Consider the following 20726-nt stretch of genomic DNA (forward strand, 5'->3'; position numbering starts at 1 on the left):
GCTAGACCGGAACCGGCACCGAGACCAGCAAGGACGAGAGCACGCCCTCGGTGCTCACCCCGTCCAGCTCGGCCTCCGGCCGCAACTGCAGGCGATGCCGAAGTACCGCCATCGCCACAGTTTTCACGTCGTCCGGCGTTACGTACGGGCGGCCGTTGAGCCAGGCGAAGGCGCGGGCGGCGGCCAGCAGCGCGGTCGCACCGCGAGTGGACGCGCCGTGCGCGACGGCGGGGGAGGAGCGGGTGGCGCGGCACAGGTCGACGATGTAGGCCAGCACCTCCGGGCTCACCGCCACCTCGCCCACCGCGGCGCGCGCGGCCGCGATGTGCTCGGGGCCCGCGACCGGGCGCAGGCCCGCGGCGCCGAGATCGCGGGGGTCGAAGCCGCCCGCGTGCCGCTGCAGGATGCGGAACTCGTCGTCGCGGTCGGGCAGCCGGATGTCGACCTTGAACAGGAACCGGTCGAGCTGGGCCTCGGGCAGCGGATAGGTGCCCTCCTGCTCGATCGGGTTCTGGGTGGCGACCACCACGAACGGTTCGGGCAGTGGACGCGGCTGCCCGTCTACCGAAACCTGGCGCTCCTCCATCGATTCCAGCAGTGAGGACTGGGTTTTCGGTGGGGTGCGGTTGATTTCGTCGGCCAGCAGCAAGTTGGTGAAGACCGGGCCCTTGCGGAAGGTGAATTCGGCCGAATGCGGGTCGTAGATCTGCGATCCGGTGACATCGCCCGGCATCAGGTCCGGGGTGAACTGCACGCGCGCGTGCTCGAGTGCCAGCGAGGTGGCCAGCGCGCGCACCAGCAGCGTCTTGGCCACGCCGGGAACACCTTCCAGCAGCACGTGGCCGCGGCACAACAGTGCCAGCACCAGATACAGCACGGCCTGGTCGTTGCCGACCACCGCTTTGCCGATCTCGGTGCGCAGCGCGGCCAGCGCCGCCGCGGCGTCCTGCGCGCTCGGTGTCTCGCGCAGAACGGTGTCCTTGGAAATGTTTGTCATCCGAGCTCCGTCTCGATCCATTCGAGGTGTGCGGCAACGTAATTGAGGGTGGTCTCGTCCGGTACGTCACCGAACAGGACAGTGCCGATCTGCTGGGTGGGTACGCCGAGCCGGCTCGCCACGGTGTCGACGAGTTGATCGTCGGTCCGCTCGCCGCCCAGCCGCCGCTTGATCCGGCGCAGCGTCGCGGCGCGCAAGATCCGCGCCACGTGGGCCACGTCGCCGGAGCGGCGATACAACCCCGCCTGGCCCGCGAGCAGTTCGTTCGCGGGTACTTCGACCGGGCGTGGCTCGCCGACCAGCGCGCCACGCCTGCGCGCCCGCCACCAGATCAGCGCGACGAAGGCGAGCAGGAATTGCAGGCCGCCGAACGCCAGCCAGCCCGGTAGGCGGGTGAAGATCGAATCCTTACCGCTACCGAAATCGAGGTCGCTGTCGTCGCGTGGTTTCTCGGGCGGGTCCGGCGGGTTGGGGAGGTCGGGGGTATCGGGCGCGGTGGGGGCGCCGCACGACTGCATGGTGGCGTAGAGCAGCAGGGCGATGGCGAGTCCGGCGGCGAGCGCTGCCCAGAACCGCGGGCTCCGCAAGAATCCCGGCAGTGGGGGAAGTGACCTGCGCTGCTTGGGTTCCCGCTCGACGACCTCGATCTCGACCGGGTCGAGCACGGGTGGTGGGGCGGATTCGGAATACCGGTCGGCGTATTCGAGTCGGCGGTACTCGTCCTCGGTGGCAGTGCGTCCGCCATAGACGACTTCGTCGAAACTCCGTGCCGCCGGGTGCAATTCGGTGGATTGTTCCAGCGGCAGTGCGGTGGTCGCGTCGTCGGCGGTCTCCTGCGCCGTGCGCGAGCGGCGCACCGGCAAGCTACCGTCCTGCTCGAGTCCGCGCAGCACCGCGCGGAAGCGTTCGCGCAGCGCACGGTCGTAATCGCGGCGGCCGGCGGCATTCTCGGCGGCGGCGCGGTGTTCGGCGGCGGCTCCGAGCCGGGGCCGCGGTGGGACGCCGTCAGGGAATTCGGTCACCGGCGATCACCGGGGATTCGGATGTCCATGCCCTCGCGGACACACCGCCGACTGATGTAATTGAGGGCGCGGCTGGTCGCCTCGACGATCTCACTCACCGTCACCACCAGCAGGAACCCGCCGACGAGCATCGTGATGACGGCCCAGCGATGGGTGCCGGAGAAGTCGGAGAGAAAGAACGGAATGCCGAACGCGGGCACCGCGAGTACCGCGAAGATGCATCGCTGAGTGAGCCACAGCCCCGCGGTCGACCAGACCGCACCCTCCATCAGCATCTTCGAACGAGCGACGCCCGCGCCGAAACCCGCGTGCTCGGCAACGATCACCGGCTCGGTCACGAACCGCCGCGCCCGCACCTGCGAGAGCCAGATCAGCGCAAGCGGATAGGTGATCACCAGGATGCTCCCGAGCAACAGCACTCCGATCCCGGTGAGCGTGAACATGATCTGCGCGACCACCAGCGGCGCTGCCCGCCTTGCCACGGCCCGCAACCCGTCGAGCACGCCGTACCGAACCCCGTGGAAGTCGGCGAGCGCGATGGCCACGGTGGCGCCGCGCAGCACGAGGCGCACCACCCAGACGCACGTCGCGGTAGCCAGGATCGCGGCCAATGCCGTGCCCGCGTCGGATCCGTCGGTGAGATGGGAAACCAGGCCGGTCACCCCGAGCGAAATGAGCACACCGATCACCAGCGCACTACCGCCGAGCACCGCGAAGGCCCGAATATGGGCCTGGATCAGGGCGAACGGCTCATCGAGCAATTCGCGAAAACGCAAGGGACGGATCGGCACCGTAGGCGGCATCGCAGTCACCGGCGCAGGTACCAGCGCCGGATCGATTCCCGCCCCAACGGCGCCGACCGCATCAACGGCAGGACGCACGGCCCGAGTGTAGTCAATCCCGACCGCCCCGCCTGGTATGTCTTACCCGGAGGTGCCCGCCCCGATCTGGACTGAGTGGAGGGTGCGACGAAGGAGTACCCGGAGGGAGGGAAGATCGGGGGCCCGAAGGGCCCCGACTCGAGCGCGTCAGCGCTCCAATAGACACAGCAAGGTCCAGCCCCCCGGGCCCGGTTTTACCCGTTGTCGTCCCCTACCGAACCTCGGCAGACCCAACTACCTCGGACACCTTCGGCAACGCGACCTGTGTCGGCTTCAACCGCCCACGCAACGTGACAGTCTCCCCGAGCACCCAATGCGCAGATTCCGAATCATCCGCAGCCGCAAGAGTGGTAGCCGAGCTGAGCAACCGCTCGTCGTGCTGCTTGGACAGCTCGCAGAGTCGCGCAGCCTCGTTCACAGCATCACCGATCACCGTGAACTCGTACCGATTGTGCGTGCCCACATTCCCCGCGACCACCCGCCCGGCCGCCACCCCGATCCCCGCGTCGAGGTCGGAGGCATCCCGCAACCTGCGCTGGATCGCCCGCCCACACGACAGCGCCGAACCAGCCAGATCATCGAGCGGAGCAGGCGTTCCGAACACCGCCAGCGCCGCATCCCCCTCGAACTTGTTCAGCAGCCCACCGTGGCGCTCCACCTCATCGACGACAATGTCGAAGAACCGGTTCAGGATCCCGACGATCTCGGGCGCGGGCAGCGTGGCCGCCATCGTGGTCGACCCGATGATGTCGATGAACAGCGCCGCCGCCTCGGTCTCGGTGCCACCGAGCACCGGCTGGGAGGCGATCGCCGCCATCGCCACGTCGTGACCGACATGCTTGCCGAACAGGTCCTCGATCATCGCCCGCTCGCGCAGCCCGAGCACCATCCGGTTGAACCCGCTCTGGAGTTCGCCCAGCTCGGTGCCGTCGTAGAGGGCGATCTCGGCGTCGAGGTCACCGTTCTCGACGCGGCGCAGCGCCTGCCGCACACCTTTGATCGGTGCCACCGTCGCCGCGACGACCTGGGCCATCAGGATCAACCCGAACAGCAGGGCCGAGCCGCCGAGGCTGAGCATGCACACCGCCAGCCTGGCCTTGCTCACCGCCGGATCGGCCAGCGCCCACACCGCCACCGTCATCGTCAGCGCTACCGGCACCCCGACGCCGACGAACCACGACAGCATGGTCCGGCCGAACACGCCGATGCCGCGGCGGCGGTGTGGGTCGGCCGCCAGCACGCGCGCGGTCACCGGGCGCAGCGCGAATTCGATGATCAGATAGCTGTTGGCGCACACGACGATCGCGGCCGCGCCGATCGCGAGGAAGACCTTGGGGATCAGCGCGGGCTCCAGCACGCCGTAGACCACGGTGAGCACGGTCAATGTCAGCGTCCACAGGATGGCCTGCTGCAGCACCATCCAGCGCGGCGCCGACACCGTCACCTGCTGTTCGGCCGGCGTCGGCACGTGTTCGGGATCGGTGGCCCAGCGCATCGACCGCACCCCGGCCACCGTGCCCCACACGGCGCCGCCCGCCAGCGCGAGCCCCGCGCACAATGGCGTGAAAACGCTGTTCACCAGCAGTAATTGCCGGGTGAACACCGTCGGTCCCGGCAGCACGAAGCCTGCCAGCACCACCACCATCGCGATGCCGATCAGATTGGCGATGAGCAGCGGAACGGTGAGCAACAACTGCACCCGAACGCGCCGGACCGTCGACTTCTCGTCGACTGGTCCGAGCAGCGGCGAGCCCCACGGCGCTGATCTCGCCGCGCGTGCCGGTCCCTCGCGGTTGATCACCACCGAACTGTAAACCGGAGGATCCCGAATCGGCCATAGAGTTGCGCAGGTCACTGTGCGAGTCGGGTGGCTATACCAACAGGTCGTACTGGTTTTTGTGACCATCCACCGGTCGGTGGGCCGTGGCGGTGTCCACATTCGTATTCGGTGTACAAGTGTCCACTCAGTGCTGAGATGGCGAGTCGTCTCGGGTGCGCTCGCGGCGTCAGCGTTGCAGCAACCGATCGACGACGGCGCGGTAGCGGGCGGGTTCGAGCTGCGGCAGGCCGAGCAGGGCGCGCAGATATACCCCGTCGCCGACCAGGCGGATGGTGTCGGCGCGGACTGGGTCGGCCACCTCGGTGTCGAGGTTCTCCGACCAGGCCGCCATCACAGCGTCGAGCGCGCGCTGCACCTCATCGGGTTCGTTGCCCGCCGAGGCGTCGATGGTGCGCATGGTCGCCAGCAGTGAGCGGTAGAGGGCGAGTTCGACGGCGTCTTCCGGCGCGGTCGGGTCGGGTGTCTGCAGGTACCACTCGGCGATCGACGTTCCGCTCGCGCTTGCCTCGTCGAGCTGGTCGCGAGCGCGGTCGCCGAGCCGCTGCACCAGTCCGACGAGCAGCGCGTCTTTGCTTTTGAAGTGATAGAGCAGCCCACCCTTGGACACGCCCGCCGCCGCGGCGACATTGTCGAGGGTCATCTGGGCGGTGCCGCGTTCGAGCAGCAGGGTTTCCAGGGCGTCGAGGATGCGGTCGCGGGTGCCGGGGCTCACGCCGATCACTGTACCGTCTGGACGGTTTCTCTGTTACTGTACCGTCTGGACGGTTTACCAACCCGAAAGTCGAGAAACCGATGAACACCCCCACCGTGCTGACCCCACCGCGCGCCACCCCGCGTGAATGGGCCGGACTCGGCGTCCTCGCCCTTGCCCTGCTGCTGCTCGCCGTCGACGCGACCGTGCTCGACCTGGCCGTGCCCGCGATCAGCGCCGACCTCGCGCCGAGCACGCCACAACTGCTCTGGATCATCGACGTGTACTCGTTCGTGCTCGCCGGTCTGCTGGTCGTGATGGGCAATCTCGGCGACCGGATCGGCAGGCGCAGGCTGCTGCTGATCGGCGCCGTCGGCTTCGGCGTCGCCTCGGCCATGGCCGCGTGGGCGGTCTCGCCGGAGATGCTGATCGCGGCGCGCGTGTTGCAGGGCGTCGCCGGTGCCACGCTGATGCCGGCCACGCTGGGGCTGATCCGCTCGATGTTCCAGGACGCGCGTCAGCGCACCATCGCGATCGGCGTGTGGAGCGCGATGGCCGGCGGTGGCGCCGCGGCCGGTCCGCTGGTCGGCGGCTGGCTGCTCGAGCACTTCTGGTGGGGCTCGGTGTTTTTGGTGAACCTGCCGGTCATGCTGGTGCTGCTGGCGCTCGCGCCGCTGCTCATCCCCGAATCACGTGACCCGAACCCGGGCCGATTCGACGCGCTCAGCGCGCTGCTGTCCATGCTCGCGCTGGTCCCGGTGGTCTACGCGGTGAAGGAGACCGCGGCACACGGCCCGACGGTGGGCGCGCTGCTCATCGGCCTGGTCGGTGTGGTCTCGGCTGTGCTGTTCGTGCGCAGGCAGCGTCGCCTGACCGATCCGATGCTCGATCTGCGGCTGTTCGAGTTGCCGAGGTTCCGGGTGGCGGTGTTCACCAACCTGCTCGCGGTGTTCGCCCTGGCAGGCGTGCTGTTCTTCGGATCGCAGTATCTGCAGCTGGTGCTCGGGCGCTCACCGTTGGAGGCGGGTCTGTTGATGCTGCCCGGGCTCGTGGCGAGCGTGTTCGGCTCGCTGGCGGCGGCCTTTCTCGTGCGGCGCTGGCGCGCGGCGGTGGTCCTGGCCGGTGCGCTGGTGGTCACGGCCATCGGCACGGCGGCCTTCCTCGCCGTCGACGCTGTGCGCGGGGCCGATGCGTTCGTGCTCGGTTTCGTCGGCATCGGGCTCGGCGCGGGCGTGGCGATGACGGTGGCCGCCGATCTGGTCGTCGGATCGGCACCGGCGGAGCGTGCCGGTGCGGCCGCGGCGATCTCGGAAACCGCTTACGAGACGGGTCTCGCGCTAGGTGTCGCGTTGCTCGGCAGCACGGTGATGGCGATCTTCCGGCGCGGGCTGGATCTGTCCTTGCTGCCCGAGGACATGGTGGCAACCGCCTCGGGCTCACTGAGCGGCGCCGTCGAGGTGGCTGGTGATCTACCCACCGCAGTGGCCGAGGAGTTCCTGTCGTCGGCGAACCAAGCGTTCGTCAGCGGCATCCACCTGACAGTGGTGGGCATCGTCGCGGTCCTGTTGTTCGCCGCATACAGCGCCCTGCGCGCGAAGACAACGCCGAGCTGACCGGCCTCGGCACACCCGACCGGGGCAACACAGCCCCGGTCGGGTGACCCCGGTCTACCCGTCGCAGTCACTACCGAGCAGGCGGCAACTGCCGACGACTACCCGGCAGCTCATTCGCATTACCGCCCGCAATCTCCCCATACCCCTCCGCGTCCGGCAGACCATTCCCCTGCCCCGCGGGCAACGCGGTGTAGTTCGGCGCCGACTGATACTGACGCGGATCCGGGTGGAACCGACTCGATGGCGCATCGACCACATTCGACGCGATCTGCTGCGCGTACGGCTGCTGCGGGTAGGCGCCGGGCGGCAGGAACCCCTGCGCGGGCTGACCCTGCACCTGATATCCCGCCGGAACCTGCTGCTGCGCCGCGGAATCCTGAGTGTCGACGGTGACCTTGCGGGTGCGCCGCAGCGTGAAGGTCACCTCTTCGACCTCCTCGAACGCCTGTCGCGCGGTACGCATCGGATGGGTGGCCGAGTCGAAGGCGTTGGCGACGAAGGCGGGGACCAGCGGGCGGATCCAGCGGGCGGCGGTGTCGGTAAACGGCACCGTTCCGATGATCGGCAATTCCAAACCGCCACCACTGGTGGGTGCGGGCGCTGGCGGCTGCTGGGTGGCGGGGACGAGGTTCCCGGCGGTTCCGGCGGGCAGCGCGTGCTTGGCGTATCCGGCGGGCAGCTGCGATGTCACGTTCGGCTCCAGAGACACGGAGTCGTCCTTTCGATGCGGCTCGGCGAAACCGAGCTCGAAACCGCCGATCGCGGCGATGATCCTGGTGCGCTGACGTTCTCGGTCGATCACGGTATCGGCTTCGATGGCCAGTTGCGCGGCGGTGAGCTCGTGTTCGGCGCGCAACGCGGCCGTCTCGGTGCGGACCTCGGCGCGTTTCACGGCGATGGCGGCGTCGGCTTCGCGCTGGGCGCGGTCGGCCATGTCGGCGGCGTCGACCCGGCGGTCGAGCGAGGTTTCCCCGCGCCACCAGCGCAGCAACAGCGGCAGCAGGGCCAACGCGACCCCGGCGAGAAGAATGAGCAAGCGCAGCGCGGCGCCACCCGCGTGCGAGCCGGTGTAGCTGTTCATGGCCAGCCAGCGGGCACCGAGTCCACGGTCGCCCTCGGCGACAGCGGTGATCCTGGCGGCGGCCAACGCGGCCGACTCGGTGCGAACCCGCTGGTCGAGGCCCTCGATGCGGCCCTGCGCGGTGGCGAGCTGCTTGCGGGCGTCGTCGAGCATGTCGTTGGCGGTCTGGGTTTCCGGACCGCGTCCCGGTACCCCGGTGATCCTGGTCTGCGGGCATTCGGGAGTGGGGTTGTACTCGCACCGGGCGATCACCAGTGCCCGGTCGATATCGGCCTGCGACTTGGCGATGCTCAGGTCGAGCGCGCCGCGGTCGGCGGTCGCCAGATCGAACGAGGTGCGCGCGGCCACCACCGCGGGGGCGTTCTCGGCGCTCACCTGGGCCCGCACATCCAGCTCCCGGTCGACGGTCCCGCCGAGCAGCACGGTGGCGGCGAGTTCGGCGACGAAGACCCCCGCCAGCACGCCGACCCCGATCCGGGCCGCGATGCCGAACCGATCGTCGTCGGCACCGGGACGAGCGGTGGCCAGGGCTCGCCCGAGTGCCCCTGCGGCCCCCACGATGACCAGCGCGAACAGCGCCGCGCCGAACCCACCGACATCGGCGGCAAGCAGGGCGGACAGACACACCAGACCGGCGATCACCGCGAACAGCGATACCGCGGCACCGGTGACGAGATAGCGGCCCTGTTCATGGCTGAGAGCCAGGTCGGCACCCGTTTCGGGATCCCGGCGCCGAGGCGAGGCGAGGCCTCCGCCGAGCCAGGTGAGTAAGCCGGTCATGAATTCTCCCCGGGTCGTGCGCTCCACTGGGCATGGCGAAACTGGTAGGTAGGGCGAAACTGGCATTGATTCGTTGTGCCAGCGTGACAGGCCCGGCGCCGACACACCGAGTGCCGAGGTGGTGCTTGTGGTCAGCCTCACAATCCAGGTGACCAGGTATCGCGTGGGCGGCGATATTTCCGGGCCGACCTCGGCGTGTCGTGCGCGGCGAGCCGGGCCGCATCGCCATCGATGCCCGATTTGTGTCGAACAACACTGCCAGAAGTTAGCCAGCGATGTGCTGTGGCACACATAACGCTATACAGACCGTACGGTCGGCTGACTGGCGTGCTCGTGGGGACCCGTGTCGGGAATATCTCACCGCCCACACCCCCGGTTAGCGGAGGCGGGAGGTTTGACCAGGGCAATCTCAGGGAAATCTGCTGCGGTGCAGGTGAGTTCAGCTTTCGGCCCCGTGCCGATGGCTCATCGGAGTCTGTTCGTCGACAGTGTTCACGCAGGTAGACGTGGGTTGTCCGGGATCGATCCGGTCCCCGGTCTGCTTTACACTGGACGACGCGCGCGACGATGCAAGCGGCCGTTACAAACCCCAGCTAGACGGGTTACTTAGCACAACCTTAGTTGGTTGGGTCTGCGGTCTGACTTATCGTTTGCTCTTACGCCGAACGCACCCATGTTCGGCCAACCACCTGTTCGAGGTCCGGTGAAACCGGGCCAAGAGTAGCGGGTGAAACCCCGCGCAGAGGTAAGGGAGAAGTAAGCATCCCGTTACCTCTGAGCACCCCAACTACGTCAACGCCGCAAACCACCACCGTCGCTGGTTTCGGATCGTACGGACGCAGTCTTGACGGAGGCGAAACGACGAAGGGCCCACGCTCAGCTTGCTGGGTGGCCGACATCGACAGCCGACTTTCTTGAAGGCAGAGGCATGACGCAACTTCCTGGCCACAGGTCACCCGGAGTCACCGGGCTCTACGATCCGGCTTTCGAGCACGACGCTTGCGGCGTCGCGTTCGTAGCCGACATGCATGGACGACGCAGTCGAGACATCGTCGACAAGGCCATCACGGCCCTCCTGAACCTGGAGCACCGCGGTGCTGCGGGTGCCGAGCCGAACTCCGGCGACGGCGCGGGCGTCCTGATCCAGCTCCCGGACAAGTTCTTCCGCGCGATCATCGCCGAAAGTGCCGCTCCCTTCGAGTTGCCGCCGGAGGGCTCCTACGCCTCCGGTATCGCCTTCCTGCCGCAGGCCCGTCGCGAAGCCGCGCGTGCCGCCTACGGCGTCGAGAAGATCGTCACCGAAGAGGGCCTGGCCGTGCTCGGCTGGCGCGAGGTGCCGATCGACGAGTCCTCGCTCGGCGCGCTGGCCCGCGACGCCATGCCGACGTTCCGGCAGATCTTCATCGGTTCGCCGAAGAACTCCGACGAGGAGCTGTCGGGCATGGACCTGGAGCGCCGCGCCTACGTGATCCGCAAGCGGATCGAGCACGAGCTCGGCAAGTCCGGCCCCGGTGAGGGCACCGTCGGCAAGGAATCGGTGTACTTCCCGAGCCTGTCCGGCCAGACCTTCATCTACAAGGGCATGTTCACCACGCCCCAGCTGCGTGCGTTCTACCTGGACCTGCAGGACGAGCGCGTCGAGTCGGCCATCGGCATCGTGCACTCGCGCTTCTCCACCAACACCTTCCCCTCGTGGCCGCTGGCGCACCCGTTCCGCCGGGTGGCCCACAACGGTGAGATCAACACCGTCACCGGTAACGAGAACTGGATGCGCGCCCGTGAGGCGCTGCTGCGCAGCGACGTGTTCGGCAAGGACGAGGCGGGCAAGGACCGGCTGCAGAAGATCTTCCCGGTCTGCACCCCCGGCGCCTCCGACACCGCGCGCTTCGACGAGGTGCTCGAACTGCTGCACCTCGGCGGTCGCGAACTGCACCACGCCATCATGATGATGATCCCCGAGGCGTGGGAGCGTAACGAGAACCTCGACCCCGAGCGGCGCGCGTTCTACGAGTACCACTCGATGCTGATGGAGCCGTGGGACGGCCCGGCGGCGGTGTGCTTCTCCGACGGCACCAAGATCGGCGCCGTGCTCGACCGCAACGGTCTGCGCCCCGGTCGCATCTGGGTCACCGAGGACGGTCTCGTCGTGCTGGCCTCCGAGGTCGGCGTGCTCGACATCGACCCCGCCACCGTGGTCCAGAAGATCCGCCTGCAGCCGGGCAAGATGTTCCTGGTCGACACCGAGCAGGGCCGCATCGTCACCGACGAAGAGGTCAAGTCGGAGCTGGCCGCGGCGCAGCCGTACCAGCAGTGGCTCGACGAGGGCGTCAGCCGCATGGCCGACCTGCCCGACCGCCCGCACGTGCACATGTCGCACGACCGCGTGCTGATCCGTCAGCAGATCTTCGGTTACACCACCGAGGACCTGAACCTGCTGATCACGCCGATGGCCAAGACCGGCGGCGAGGCACTGGGCTCGATGGGTACCGATACGCCGATCGCGGTGCTGTCGAACCGGTCGCGTCTGCTGTTCGACTACTTCTCGCAGCTGTTCGCGCAGGTCACCAACCCGCCGCTCGACGCCATCCGCGAGAAGGTCGTCACCAGCCTCAAGCGCAACATCGGCCCCGAGGCCGACCTGCTGCACCCCGGCCCCGACTCCTGTCGCCAGATCGCGCTCGAACAGCCGATCCTGGACAACGACGAGCTGGGCAAGCTCGTCCACATCAACGACGACGGCAGCCAGCCGGGCCTGCGCTCGGTGGTCGTGCGTGGTCTGTACCCGGTCGCCGAGGGCGGCGAGGGTCTGCGCAAGGCACTCGCGGCCATCAACACCCAGGTCTCGGCCGCCATCGACGGTGGCGCGCGCATCATCGTGCTCTCGGACCGCGAGTCGAACGAGAAGCTGGCGCCGATCCCGTCGCTGCTGCTCACCTCCTCGGTGCACCACCACCTGGTGCGCGAGCGGACCCGCACCATGGTCGGCCTGGTCGTTGAGGCCGGTGACGCCCGCGAGGTGCACCACATGGCCCTGCTGATCGGTTTCGGCGCCGCCGCGATCAACCCGTACATGGCCTTCGAGACCATCGAGGACATGCTCGAGCGCGGCTCGCTGCAGATGCCCGGCTCGACCGGCGACCACACCGCCGACTTCCGCAAGGCCGTCGCGAACTACTGCACCGCGGGCAGCAACGGCGTGCTCAAGGTGATGTCGAAGATGGGCATCTCCACCCTCGCCTCCTACAACGGCGCCCAGCTGTACCAGGTCATCGGCCTCGGTCAGGACCTGGTCGACGAGTACTTCACCGGCCTGCGCTCCCCGCTGGGCGGCATCGGCCTCGACGAGATCGCCGAAGAGGTGGCCGTGCGCCACCGCGTCGCGTTCCTGGAGAACCGCAACGAGCGCGCGCACCGCGAGCTCGAGGTCGGCGGCGAGTACCAGTGGCGTCGTGAGGGCGAGTACCACCTGTTCAACCCGGACACGGTGTTCAAGCTGCAGCACGCGACCCGCACCGGCCAGTACTCGATCTTCAAGGAGTACACCAAGCTGGTCGACGATCAGTCCGAGCGCCTTGCCGCGCTGCGTGGCCTGTTCAAGTTCAAGTCGAACCAGCGCGCCTCGATCTCCATCGACGAGGTCGAGCCCGCCAGCGAGATCGTGAAGCGTTTCTCGACCGGTGCGATGAGCTACGGCTCCATCTCCGCCGAAGCGCACGAGACCCTCGCGATCGCGATGAACCGCATCGGTGCCCGCTCCAACTCCGGTGAGGGCGGCGAGAGCCCCGCTCGCTTCGAGGTCGAGGACAACGGCGACTGGCGCCGGTCGGCGATCAAGCAGGTCGCGTCGGGCCGCTTCGGCGTCACCGCGCACTACCTGACCAACGCCACCGACATCCAGATCAAGATGGCCCAGGGCGCCAAGCCGGGCGAGGGCGGCCAGCTGCCCGCGCACAAGGTGTACCCGTGGGTCGCCGAGGTGCGGCACTCCACGCCGGGTGTGGGTCTCATTTCCCCGCCGCCGCACCACGACATCTACTCGATCGAGGATCTGGCGCAGCTGATCCACGACCTGAAGAACGCGAACCCGCAGGCTCGGATTCACGTGAAACTTGTCGCGGAGCCGGGTGTCGGCACCGTCGCCACCGGTGTGTCCAAGGCACACGCCGACGTGGTGCTCATCTCCGGCCACGACGGCGGCACCGGCGCTTCGCCGTTGACCTCGCTCAAGCACGCCGGTGGTCCCTGGGAGCTCGGCCTGGCCGAGACCCAGCAGACGCTGCTGCTCAACGGTCTGCGTGACCGCATCGTGGTCCAGGTCGACGGTCAGATGAAGACCGGTCGCGACGTGATGATCGCCGCCCTGCTCGGCGCAGAGGAGTTCGGTTTCGCGACCGCGCCCCTGGTGGTCTCGGGTTGCGTCATGATGCGCGTGTGTCACCTCGACACCTGCCCGGTCGGCATCGCCACCCAGAACCCCGTTCTGCGCGAGCGCTTCACCGGCAAGCCGGAATTCGTCGAGAACTTCATGATGTTCATCGCCGAGGAGGTGCGTGAGCTGCTCGCCGAGCTGGGCTTCCGCACCCTCGACGAGGCCGTCGGCCGGGTCGACCTGCTCGACACCGCCAAGGCCAAGCAGCACTTCAAGGCCGCCAAGCTGGACCTGTCGCCGATTCTGGACATGCCGGAGACGGCGTTCATGAACCAGAACACCCGCTGCACCGGCACCCAGGACCACGGTCTGGACAAGGCGCTGGACAACGAGCTGATCGCGCAGAGCGCCCCCGCGCTCGAGCGTGGCCAGGCGGTGAAGATCGACACCAAGATCACCAACGTGAACCGCACGGTCGGCACCATGCTCGGCCACGAGGTGACCAAGCTCTACGGTGGCGCGGGCCTGCCCGACGACACCATCGACATCACCTTCACCGGTTCGGCGGGCAACAGCTTCGGCGCGTTCGTCCCGGCCGGCATCACGCTGCGGGTCTTCGGCGACGCCAACGACTACGTCGGCAAGGGTCTGTCGGGTGGCCACATCGTGGTCCGCCCGTCGGCTACCGCGCCGGAAGCCTTTGTCGCCGAAGACAACATCATCGCGGGCAACGTGATCATGTTCGGCGCCACCAGCGGTCGCATCCTGATCAACGGTGTCGCGGGCGAGCGCTTCGGTGTGCGCAACTCCGGTGCCACCGCGGTCGTCGAGGGTGTGGGCGACCACGCGCTCGAGTACATGACCGGTGGCCGCGTGGTCATCCTCGGTGAGACCGGCCGCAACCTCGGTGCCGGAATGTCGGGCGGTGTCGCCTACTTCTACGACCCCGAGGGCAAGCTGCCCGGCCGGGTCAACCCGGATCAGGTCGACGCGATCGAGCAGCTCTCCGGTGACGACTTCACCTGGCTGCGCGACATCATCGCCACCCACCGTGACGAAACGGGATCGGCTGTGGCCGAACGCATCCTGAGCGATTGGTCCCAGCAGGTGAACCACTTCGTGAAGGTCATGCCCCGCGAATACAAGAAGGTTCTACTCGCGATCTCCGAGGCCGAAAAGGCCGGCAAGGATGTCGATACCGCGATCATGGAGGCGGCTCGTGGTTAGTCAAGGAGTTCTAAAGATGATGTCGACACCGCACAGTGATTCTTCGGGGGCGGCACGTGGCTGACCCACAGGGATTTTTGAAGCACACCTCGAGGGAAACCCCGGCCCGTCGCCCGGTCGAGCTGCGTCTGCTCGACTGGAAAGAGGTCTACGAGGAGAAGAAGTTCTCCCAGGACACCTTGAAGACCCAGGCCAGCCGCTGCATGGACTGCGGAATTCCCTTCTGCCACCAGGGCTGTCCGCTCGGGAACCTGATTCCCGAATGGAACGACCTGGTCTACAAGGGCGCGTGGCGCGAAGGCATCGACCGCCTGCACGCCACCAACAACTTCCCGGAGTTCACCGGCCGCCTGTGCCCGGCTCCGTGTGAGGCGTCCTGCGTGCTCGGCATCAACCAGGAGCCGGTCACGATCAAGCAGGTCGAGGTCGAGCTCATCGAGAACGCCTTCGACGAGGGCTGGGTCACCCCGGTGTACCCGACCCGTCTCACCGGCAAGAAGATCGCCGTCGTCGGCTCGGGTCCGGCCGGTCTGGCCGCCGCCCAGCAGCTGACTCGCGCCGGTCACACCGTGACCGTGTTCGAGCGTGACGACCGCATCGGCGGCCTGATGCGCTACGGCATCCCGGAATTCAAGATGGAGAAGTCGGTCATCGACCGTCGTCTGGCCCAGATGGAAGCCGAAGGCACCATTTTCAAGGCTGGCGTCAACGTGGGTGTCGACATCACCGCCGAGCAGCTGCGTGAGCGTTTCGACGCGATCGTGCTCGCCGGTGGCGCCACCATCGCCCGCGACCTGCCGATCCCCGGCCGCGAGCTCGACGGCATCCACCAGGCGATGGAGTTCCTGCCGCTGTCCAACCGGGTGCAGCTCGGTGACGACATCGCCGACTCCGACGGCCTGCCGCCGATCCACGCCAAGGGCAAGAAGGTCATCATCATCGGCGGTGGCGACACCGGCGCCGACTGCCTCGGTACCTCGCACCGCCACGGCGCCGAGTCGGTCCACCAGTTCGAGATCATGCCGCGTCCCCCCGAGGAGCGCGCGGGCTCGACCCCGTGGCCGACCTACCCCCTGATGTACCGGGTCGCCTCGGCACACGAAGAGGGCGGCGAACGTCTGTTCTCGGTGAACACCGAGCGTTTCGTCGGCAAGGACGGCAAGGTCACCGGTCTCGACGCGCACGAGGTCAAGATGGCCAACGGGCGCTTCGAAAAGGTCGAAGGCACCGACTTCACCCTCGAAGCCGACCTGGTCCTGCTGGCCATGGGCTTCGTCGGCCCCCAGAAGCCGGGTCTGCTCACCGATCTCGGCGTCGGCTACGACGGTCGCGGCAACGTCCAGCGCGACAAGAGCTGGGCCACCAACATCCCCGGCGTCTTCGTCGCCGGTGACATGGGTCGCGGCCAGTCGCTCATCGTCTGGGCCATCGCCGAGGGCCGCGCCGCCGCGTCGGCCGTCGACAAGTACCTCGAGGGCGAGACCGCGCTCCCCGCGCCGATCCCCCCGACGGCTGTCGCCCAGCGCTGACCGCTGAAGCACCAAGACGCCCGCAGGCTTTCGAGCCTGCGGGCGTTCTTTTTTGTCATTCCCCCCACACGAGGTGGTTACGGTGGCGGATCCGTACGCGTTGCCGGATACCTGCGGGTTTGCGGGGAATGTGCGTAGGGGGTGAACGGGGAAGGGGTGCAAGGGGTTCGGTAGGTCGGCAAACGACGTGGCCGATCTACGGTGCAGCACATAGACTTTCCGTGTCGAGGTGTACGGGAAGATCCGAGGGGGAGCTGTGCCGTTGCCGCCGGAAGCGTTGGCGAACCTGCGCCGCGCCGCAGAGCGTGGTGACGGTACCGCCATGCACAATCTCGCCCACTTCTACCATGACCACAGCGATTTCGAGGCCGCCGAGCACTGGTTCCGGCGCGCCGCCGCCGCGGGGCATACGCGCTCGATGAACAACCTGGCTGTGCTGCTCGATCAGTTCGGTGAACTCGACGAGGCCGAATCCTGGTACCGCCGTGCGGCCGCCGCGGGCAATGCCAACGCCATGTTCAATCTGGCCACCATGCTCTACCAGTGCGGTGACCGCCGCGACGCCGAAACCTGGTACCACCACGCCGCGATGGCAGGCCACGTCGACGCGATGTACAACCTCGCCCGCCTCTTCGAGGATCATCACCGCCTCGACGACGCCGAGGCCTGGTACGGCGAGGCCGCCGACCACGGCGACATCGACGCCGTCAACAACCTGGGCATCCTGCTGCGCCGCCGCGGCGCCACCACCGAGGCCCGCCGCTGCTTCCGCCGCGCCGCCGACCTCGGCCACCCGCGTGCCATGGCAAACCTGGCCGCCCTCCTGGAATCCCTAGGCGCCCACCGCGAAGCGGAAACCTGGTACCGCCGCGCCGCCGGCTGACCGACCCGCCGAACCTCTCTGCGGGCCACGTTCCCCGGAAAGACGCATGTCGCCACCCGTGCACACAGCCTGGGCCGGGTATCCCTGGGATGTCTCTACCCAAAGGGGCCCGCCCCGATCTGGACTGACCGGAGGGTGCGACGAAGGAGTACCCGGAGGGAGGGAAGATCGGGGCCACCAGGGGCCCCGCTCGAGCGCGCCAGCGCTCCAAACACACTGCGAGGTCTGCGAAGTAGGTGGATTCGATATTCGCGCGAAGATCGCTGGCGGGTGAAACAGGCGAGTGATCACCGGTTATAGCGGGACGTAGCGAACGAGCGTCGAAGTTACCCAAAAGTAGTGATACCGAGTGGTTTTCCAGCAACCATCAGCAAACATATTGTGCGGCAGCAATTTTCCGGCGTTCGAGATGCGAAGAATAGCGGGGAGGTATAGCGTCTCTTTTCGTTCGATAGTCGATAGCGGTTCGGGGGCGCGGTGAATTCTCTTGATGGGTGTTTGAAACGCATCATGGATATCCCCGGGGCGCGCAGTGTGACGCTGGTGGACGGGGCGAGCGGCTTGGCTGTCGCCAGTGCGGGCGAGCACAAGGGCATCGACGAGCACGAGGACGCGGCGGGGACCACGGATGTGGTGCGGGCGGCACTCCGATGCCAGGCGCTGGGGAGCGCCGACGACGACCTCACCGAGATCGTGGTGTGCCGGACCAGCGGATTTCACCTCCTACAACTGGTCGACGGCGATTTCGACGGCCGGCTGTTCGTGCACGTCGTCTTCGACAGCGGGACAGGCAATCTCGGGATGGCGCGCTACCAACTCCGGTCGGCATTGGCAGAATTGACGGGCGGGGGCAGATGAGTGCCGCGCTCGCCGATACCTTGCATCGGCTCGGCGAAGAGGGCTCGACCGGCGTATTGCGCGCCGGTGACGGTGAATTCCACTTGGTCCGAGGCACTATCGCGTCGGTCGGCTGCCGGCGCACCATCGGACTCGACCGGCTGGTGGTCGAAGCGGGTGTAGCAACGGCGGAGGATTGGCGTCGCGCGGGCGCGGGCGACCCGGGTGAGCTGCTGGATCAACCGCAACTGGAAACCCTCGCACTGCTGTCGGTTTTCGACGCTGCCTACTTTTTGCTGACCTCCCCGCCGGGTGAGCCGGAATTCCGCCCCGCGCCCGAACATTGGCTGGCCCCGGTCTGCCACATCGCCCCTCGCGCGCTTGTTCACGAATGCGAACGCCGCACCGGCAACGAGCACGGACCGTGGTCGGCCGACCTCGTCACCACGGTCCCGGTGGTGCCCGCGCGCCGCATCAAGCGAAACCAGGTGGTACTCACCGGAAGTCAGGCCGAGATCCTCGCCGCCGCCGACACCCGCCGCAGCATCGCCGACATCGCCCGCGACCTGGGCCGCACCACCTACGGCTGCCTCGTCGCCGTGTGCGAGCTCACCGCGGCAGGCTTGCTGGAGCCGCCGGAACCCGTCATCGCGGCGGAACCCGTCATCGCGGCAGAACCCGCGCAGCGTGCCGGTCGACATCTCGCGCTCGCACCGGAACCGCAAGGCGAGACCCCCACACACGTGCCCGCGCTACCGCGACGGATCCCGTCCGGTAACGCGGGACCGGCCGGTTCCCATCGCCGGGGATCGGGCGAACAACCGGGCAGGCACGCGATCGACGAGGAAGCGACCGCGACCGCCCACTACCGCGGAACCCACGCCAGCGCCTACGAACCCGACCGCTGGCAACAGGTGGACCGCGAAACACTCATCCGGCTCAGGGCGGCGTTGGAGGAGCTTGCGTGACCGTGCGGAAGAAGCTGCTCGGTGAATGGAGGGGAAGGTTGACCAAGCCGGCGATGACCGCGCCCGAACCGAGGGCGGCGCAACACTATCCGGAGGTGCTGGCCGAGCTGAAGGCGTTGCGCGAGCGACTACCTCAGCTCATCGGCTCGCTCGTGGCGTCCAGCGACGGACTGCTCATCGAACACGACCTCCCCCCACAGATCGAACCCGCGGGCATGGCCGCGCTGTCGGCCGCGCAGTTGTCGTTGTCGTATCGACTGGCGAACACCGCGCACGGCGGCGGGTTCAGCGAGGTCGTCGTGCACGGCACCGAGGGGCAGGTGGTGATCTACGCCGCCGGTTACACCTCGCTGACCGTGCTCGCGGGACCCGAAGTGAATGTCGGTCGGCTCCACCTGGAGTCGCGACCGGTAGCTCGTGCCATCGCCGAACAGCTGGCGGCGGCGCACAACGATTGAAAGGCACAACATGTCGAATATGGATCTGGCTCTCAAGGACATGATGGTGATCGACGGCGCGGTCGGCGCCGCGATCGTCGACTACAGCAGTGGCATGGCGCTCGGGATGCTCAGCAGCACCAAAGCACTGGACCTGCAGGTCGCCGCGGCGGGCAACACCGAGGTGGTGCGGGCGAAGATGCGCACCATCGAGCAGCTCGGCCTCAACGAGGAGATCGAGGACATCCTGATCACACTGGGCTCGCAGTATCACCTGATCCGCCCGATGACGGGCCGCAAGTCCAAGGGGCTGTTCCTGTACCTGGCGCTCGATCGCGGCCGGGCCAATCTGGCGCTGGCGCGGCACAAGCTCAAGGGCATCGAAGAAGACCTGGAGGTGTGAGTTTCGCGAACGGGGGGTGTGTCGGCGGTGACGCGCCGCCGACATCCCAGCTCTCCAGTGCGCGGATGCTGTGCGACCAGTCACCGGATCGAGAGGTCATGTGGCACGGGACGGCTCGGACGCCTATTGTGATTCGCGGCGAGGTCTGGGGCCACAACGTCAGTATTCGGGGTTGCTCTCCTAACGACGAGCAAGGGTGAACTGGAGCGGTATGCAGTTGAAGAAGGTTGTCGCGGCTCTGGGAGCGTCCGCGGCGATGATGTCCGGAATTGTTGTCGGCAGCTCGAGCGCCAGCGCGGCGCCCGCCTGCCCGAGTCTGTATGTGGTCGCCATTCCCGGCACCTGGGAAACCGGCCACGAGAAGACCCCTGGCCCCGGCATGCTCGCCGGTGTCACCAGGGGCCTACCGAGCAACACCGACGTCGACTACGTCACCTATGCCGCCACCGCGTTCCCCTGGGAGGGCGATGTCTACGGCAATTCCAAGAAGCAGGCGGTCGACGCCGCCCGCGGACTGATCAGCGAAAAGCTGGCCTCCTGCGGTAACACCAAGGCCGCGCTCGTCGGCTACAGCCAGGGTGCCGACGCCGCAGGCGATCTCGCGGCCGAGATCGGCACCGGCATCAGCCCGATCCCGCAGGACCGGGTCGCCGCCGTCGGCCTCATCTCCGATCCGCGCCGTTCGCCGACCGATATCCAGGTCGGGCCGTATGCGCCTGGCGCGGGTGCCGGTGGTGCCCGTCCGGGCGGGTTCGGTTGGTTGAGCGACCGCACGCGCACGATCTGCGCTGTCGACGATCTGTACTGCGCTACCGCCACCGACGACTTCGTGACGCGGTTCGCGGGCTTCCTCGCGCAGAGCTCGGATGCGAATCCGGCCAATCTCTGGCGCTACCAGCTCGAGGCAGGCGCGATTGTGAACGACCTGATGTCGTTCGGTGGGATCCCGACGCTGGGGGCGCAGCTGACGGACGCGGCCAACCAGAAGCGGGCCAAGGACCTGGAGCAGTTCTACCGGTCGCAGGCGCACACGCTGTACGGGAGTTACTCGGTGGGTGGCGGGCAGACGGCCATCACCTGGATGCACAACTGGATCGCTCAGCAGGCCTGAGTAGCTGTGTGAAGGGCCCGGTATCGCTTCGGCGGTGCCGGGTTCCTTTGTGTCCGG

At 67.7% G+C, this 20726-nt stretch carries 15 protein-coding genes; 9 read left to right on the top strand and 6 right to left on the bottom strand.

Annotated features, from left to right (window positions below; translation table 11 throughout):
- Window position 1: 1 nt before the first annotated feature.
- From ACWZHB_RS28600 to ACWZHB_RS28620, 5 genes are all read right to left on the bottom strand, one after another.
- Window positions 2-997 (bottom strand): AAA family ATPase, encoded by a 996-nt coding sequence (locus ACWZHB_RS28600; RefSeq protein WP_427904860.1) that lies wholly within the window; start codon window positions 995-997, stop codon window positions 2-4.
- Complete coding sequence (locus ACWZHB_RS28605) at window positions 994-2019, bottom strand: DUF4129 domain-containing protein (RefSeq protein WP_427904861.1); 1026 nt, start codon at window positions 2017-2019, stop codon at window positions 994-996. The genes ACWZHB_RS28600 and ACWZHB_RS28605 overlap by 4 nt, the downstream gene beginning before the upstream one ends.
- Window positions 2016-2900, bottom strand: coding sequence for a hypothetical protein (locus tag ACWZHB_RS28610; protein WP_427904862.1), 885 nt, complete (start codon window positions 2898-2900; stop codon window positions 2016-2018). Before ACWZHB_RS28610 ends, ACWZHB_RS28605 begins: the two co-directional genes overlap by 4 nt.
- A gap of 211 nt (window positions 2901-3111) precedes the next feature.
- A complete protein-coding gene (locus ACWZHB_RS28615; protein WP_427904863.1) occupies window positions 3112-4701 on the bottom strand; it encodes an adenylate/guanylate cyclase domain-containing protein in 1590 nt (529 codons plus the stop codon).
- A gap of 205 nt (window positions 4702-4906) precedes the next feature.
- Complete coding sequence (locus ACWZHB_RS28620; RefSeq protein ID WP_427904864.1) at window positions 4907-5452, bottom strand: TetR/AcrR family transcriptional regulator; 546 nt, start codon at window positions 5450-5452, stop codon at window positions 4907-4909.
- A gap of 80 nt (window positions 5453-5532) precedes the next feature.
- On the opposite strand from ACWZHB_RS28620, the gene ACWZHB_RS28625 reads away from it, so the two are divergent.
- On the top strand, window positions 5533-7044 hold the full coding sequence (locus ACWZHB_RS28625; RefSeq protein WP_427904865.1) for an MFS transporter: 1512 nt from the start codon (window positions 5533-5535) through the stop codon (window positions 7042-7044).
- Window positions 7045-7114: 70 nt separating this feature from the next.
- Here the strand turns inward: ACWZHB_RS28625 and ACWZHB_RS28630 are convergent, their stop codons facing one another.
- On the bottom strand, window positions 7115-8905 hold the full coding sequence (locus tag ACWZHB_RS28630; RefSeq protein ID WP_427904866.1) for a DUF4407 domain-containing protein: 1791 nt from the start codon (window positions 8903-8905) through the stop codon (window positions 7115-7117).
- Between the two features lie 928 nt (window positions 8906-9833).
- Here ACWZHB_RS28630 and gltB point away from each other — a divergent pair.
- The 8 genes from gltB (at window position 9834) to ACWZHB_RS28670 (ending at window position 20669) form a co-directional block, all read left to right on the top strand.
- Entirely contained in the window at window positions 9834-14501 is a 4668-nt protein-coding gene (gene gltB / locus ACWZHB_RS28635) for a glutamate synthase large subunit (protein WP_427904867.1), read from the top strand.
- Window positions 14502-14557: 56 nt separating this feature from the next.
- Window positions 14558-16030 carry a glutamate synthase subunit beta gene (locus ACWZHB_RS28640; protein WP_427904868.1) on the top strand — a complete coding sequence of 491 codons (1473 nt, stop codon included), beginning with the start codon at window positions 14558-14560 and terminating at the stop codon, window positions 16028-16030.
- Between the two features lie 256 nt (window positions 16031-16286).
- Entirely contained in the window at window positions 16287-16913 is a 627-nt protein-coding gene (locus tag ACWZHB_RS28645; protein WP_427904869.1) for a tetratricopeptide repeat protein, read from the top strand.
- Window positions 16914-17423: 510 nt separating this feature from the next.
- A complete protein-coding gene (locus tag ACWZHB_RS28650; RefSeq protein ID WP_427904870.1) occupies window positions 17424-17771 on the top strand; it encodes a hypothetical protein in 348 nt (115 codons plus the stop codon).
- The gene (locus ACWZHB_RS28655) at window positions 17768-18718 is read left to right on the top strand and encodes a hypothetical protein (RefSeq protein WP_427904871.1); all 951 of its coding nucleotides are present in this window, start codon (window positions 17768-17770) and stop codon (window positions 18716-18718) included. The genes ACWZHB_RS28650 and ACWZHB_RS28655 overlap by 4 nt, the downstream gene beginning before the upstream one ends.
- On the top strand, window positions 18715-19176 hold the full coding sequence (locus ACWZHB_RS28660) for a roadblock/LC7 domain-containing protein (protein ID WP_427904872.1): 462 nt from the start codon (window positions 18715-18717) through the stop codon (window positions 19174-19176). The genes ACWZHB_RS28655 and ACWZHB_RS28660 overlap by 4 nt, the downstream gene beginning before the upstream one ends.
- Window positions 19177-19186: 10 nt before the next feature.
- Complete coding sequence (locus ACWZHB_RS28665) at window positions 19187-19558, top strand: hypothetical protein (protein WP_427904873.1); 372 nt, start codon at window positions 19187-19189, stop codon at window positions 19556-19558.
- 211 nt (window positions 19559-19769) lie between these two features.
- Window positions 19770-20669, top strand: a complete 900-nt coding sequence (locus ACWZHB_RS28670) for a cutinase family protein (RefSeq protein ID WP_427904874.1) — start codon at window positions 19770-19772, stop codon at window positions 20667-20669.
- Window positions 20670-20726: the final 57 nt, after the last annotated feature.

This window comes from Nocardia sp. FBN12 (assembly GCF_054031145.1).

Bases quoted from the DNA above. Each gene is read 5' to 3' on its own strand.
- ACWZHB_RS28600 (WP_427904860.1), bottom strand. From the start codon at position 997: ATGACAAACATTTCCAAGGACACCGTTCTGCGCGAGACACCGAGCGCG.
- ACWZHB_RS28625 (WP_427904865.1), top strand. From the start codon at position 5,533: ATGAACACCCCCACCGTGCTGACCCCACCGCGCGCCACCCCGCGTGAA.
- ACWZHB_RS28630 (WP_427904866.1), bottom strand. From the start codon at position 8,905: ATGACCGGCTTACTCACCTGGCTCGGCGGAGGCCTCGCCTCGCCTCGG.
- gltB (WP_427904867.1), top strand. From the start codon at position 9,834: ATGACGCAACTTCCTGGCCACAGGTCACCCGGAGTCACCGGGCTCTAC.
- ACWZHB_RS28650 (WP_427904870.1), top strand. From the start codon at position 17,424: ATGGATATCCCCGGGGCGCGCAGTGTGACGCTGGTGGACGGGGCGAGC.
- ACWZHB_RS28655 (WP_427904871.1), top strand. From the start codon at position 17,768: ATGAGTGCCGCGCTCGCCGATACCTTGCATCGGCTCGGCGAAGAGGGC.
- ACWZHB_RS28665 (WP_427904873.1), top strand. From the start codon at position 19,187: ATGTCGAATATGGATCTGGCTCTCAAGGACATGATGGTGATCGACGGC.
- ACWZHB_RS28670 (WP_427904874.1), top strand. From the start codon at position 19,770: ATGCAGTTGAAGAAGGTTGTCGCGGCTCTGGGAGCGTCCGCGGCGATG.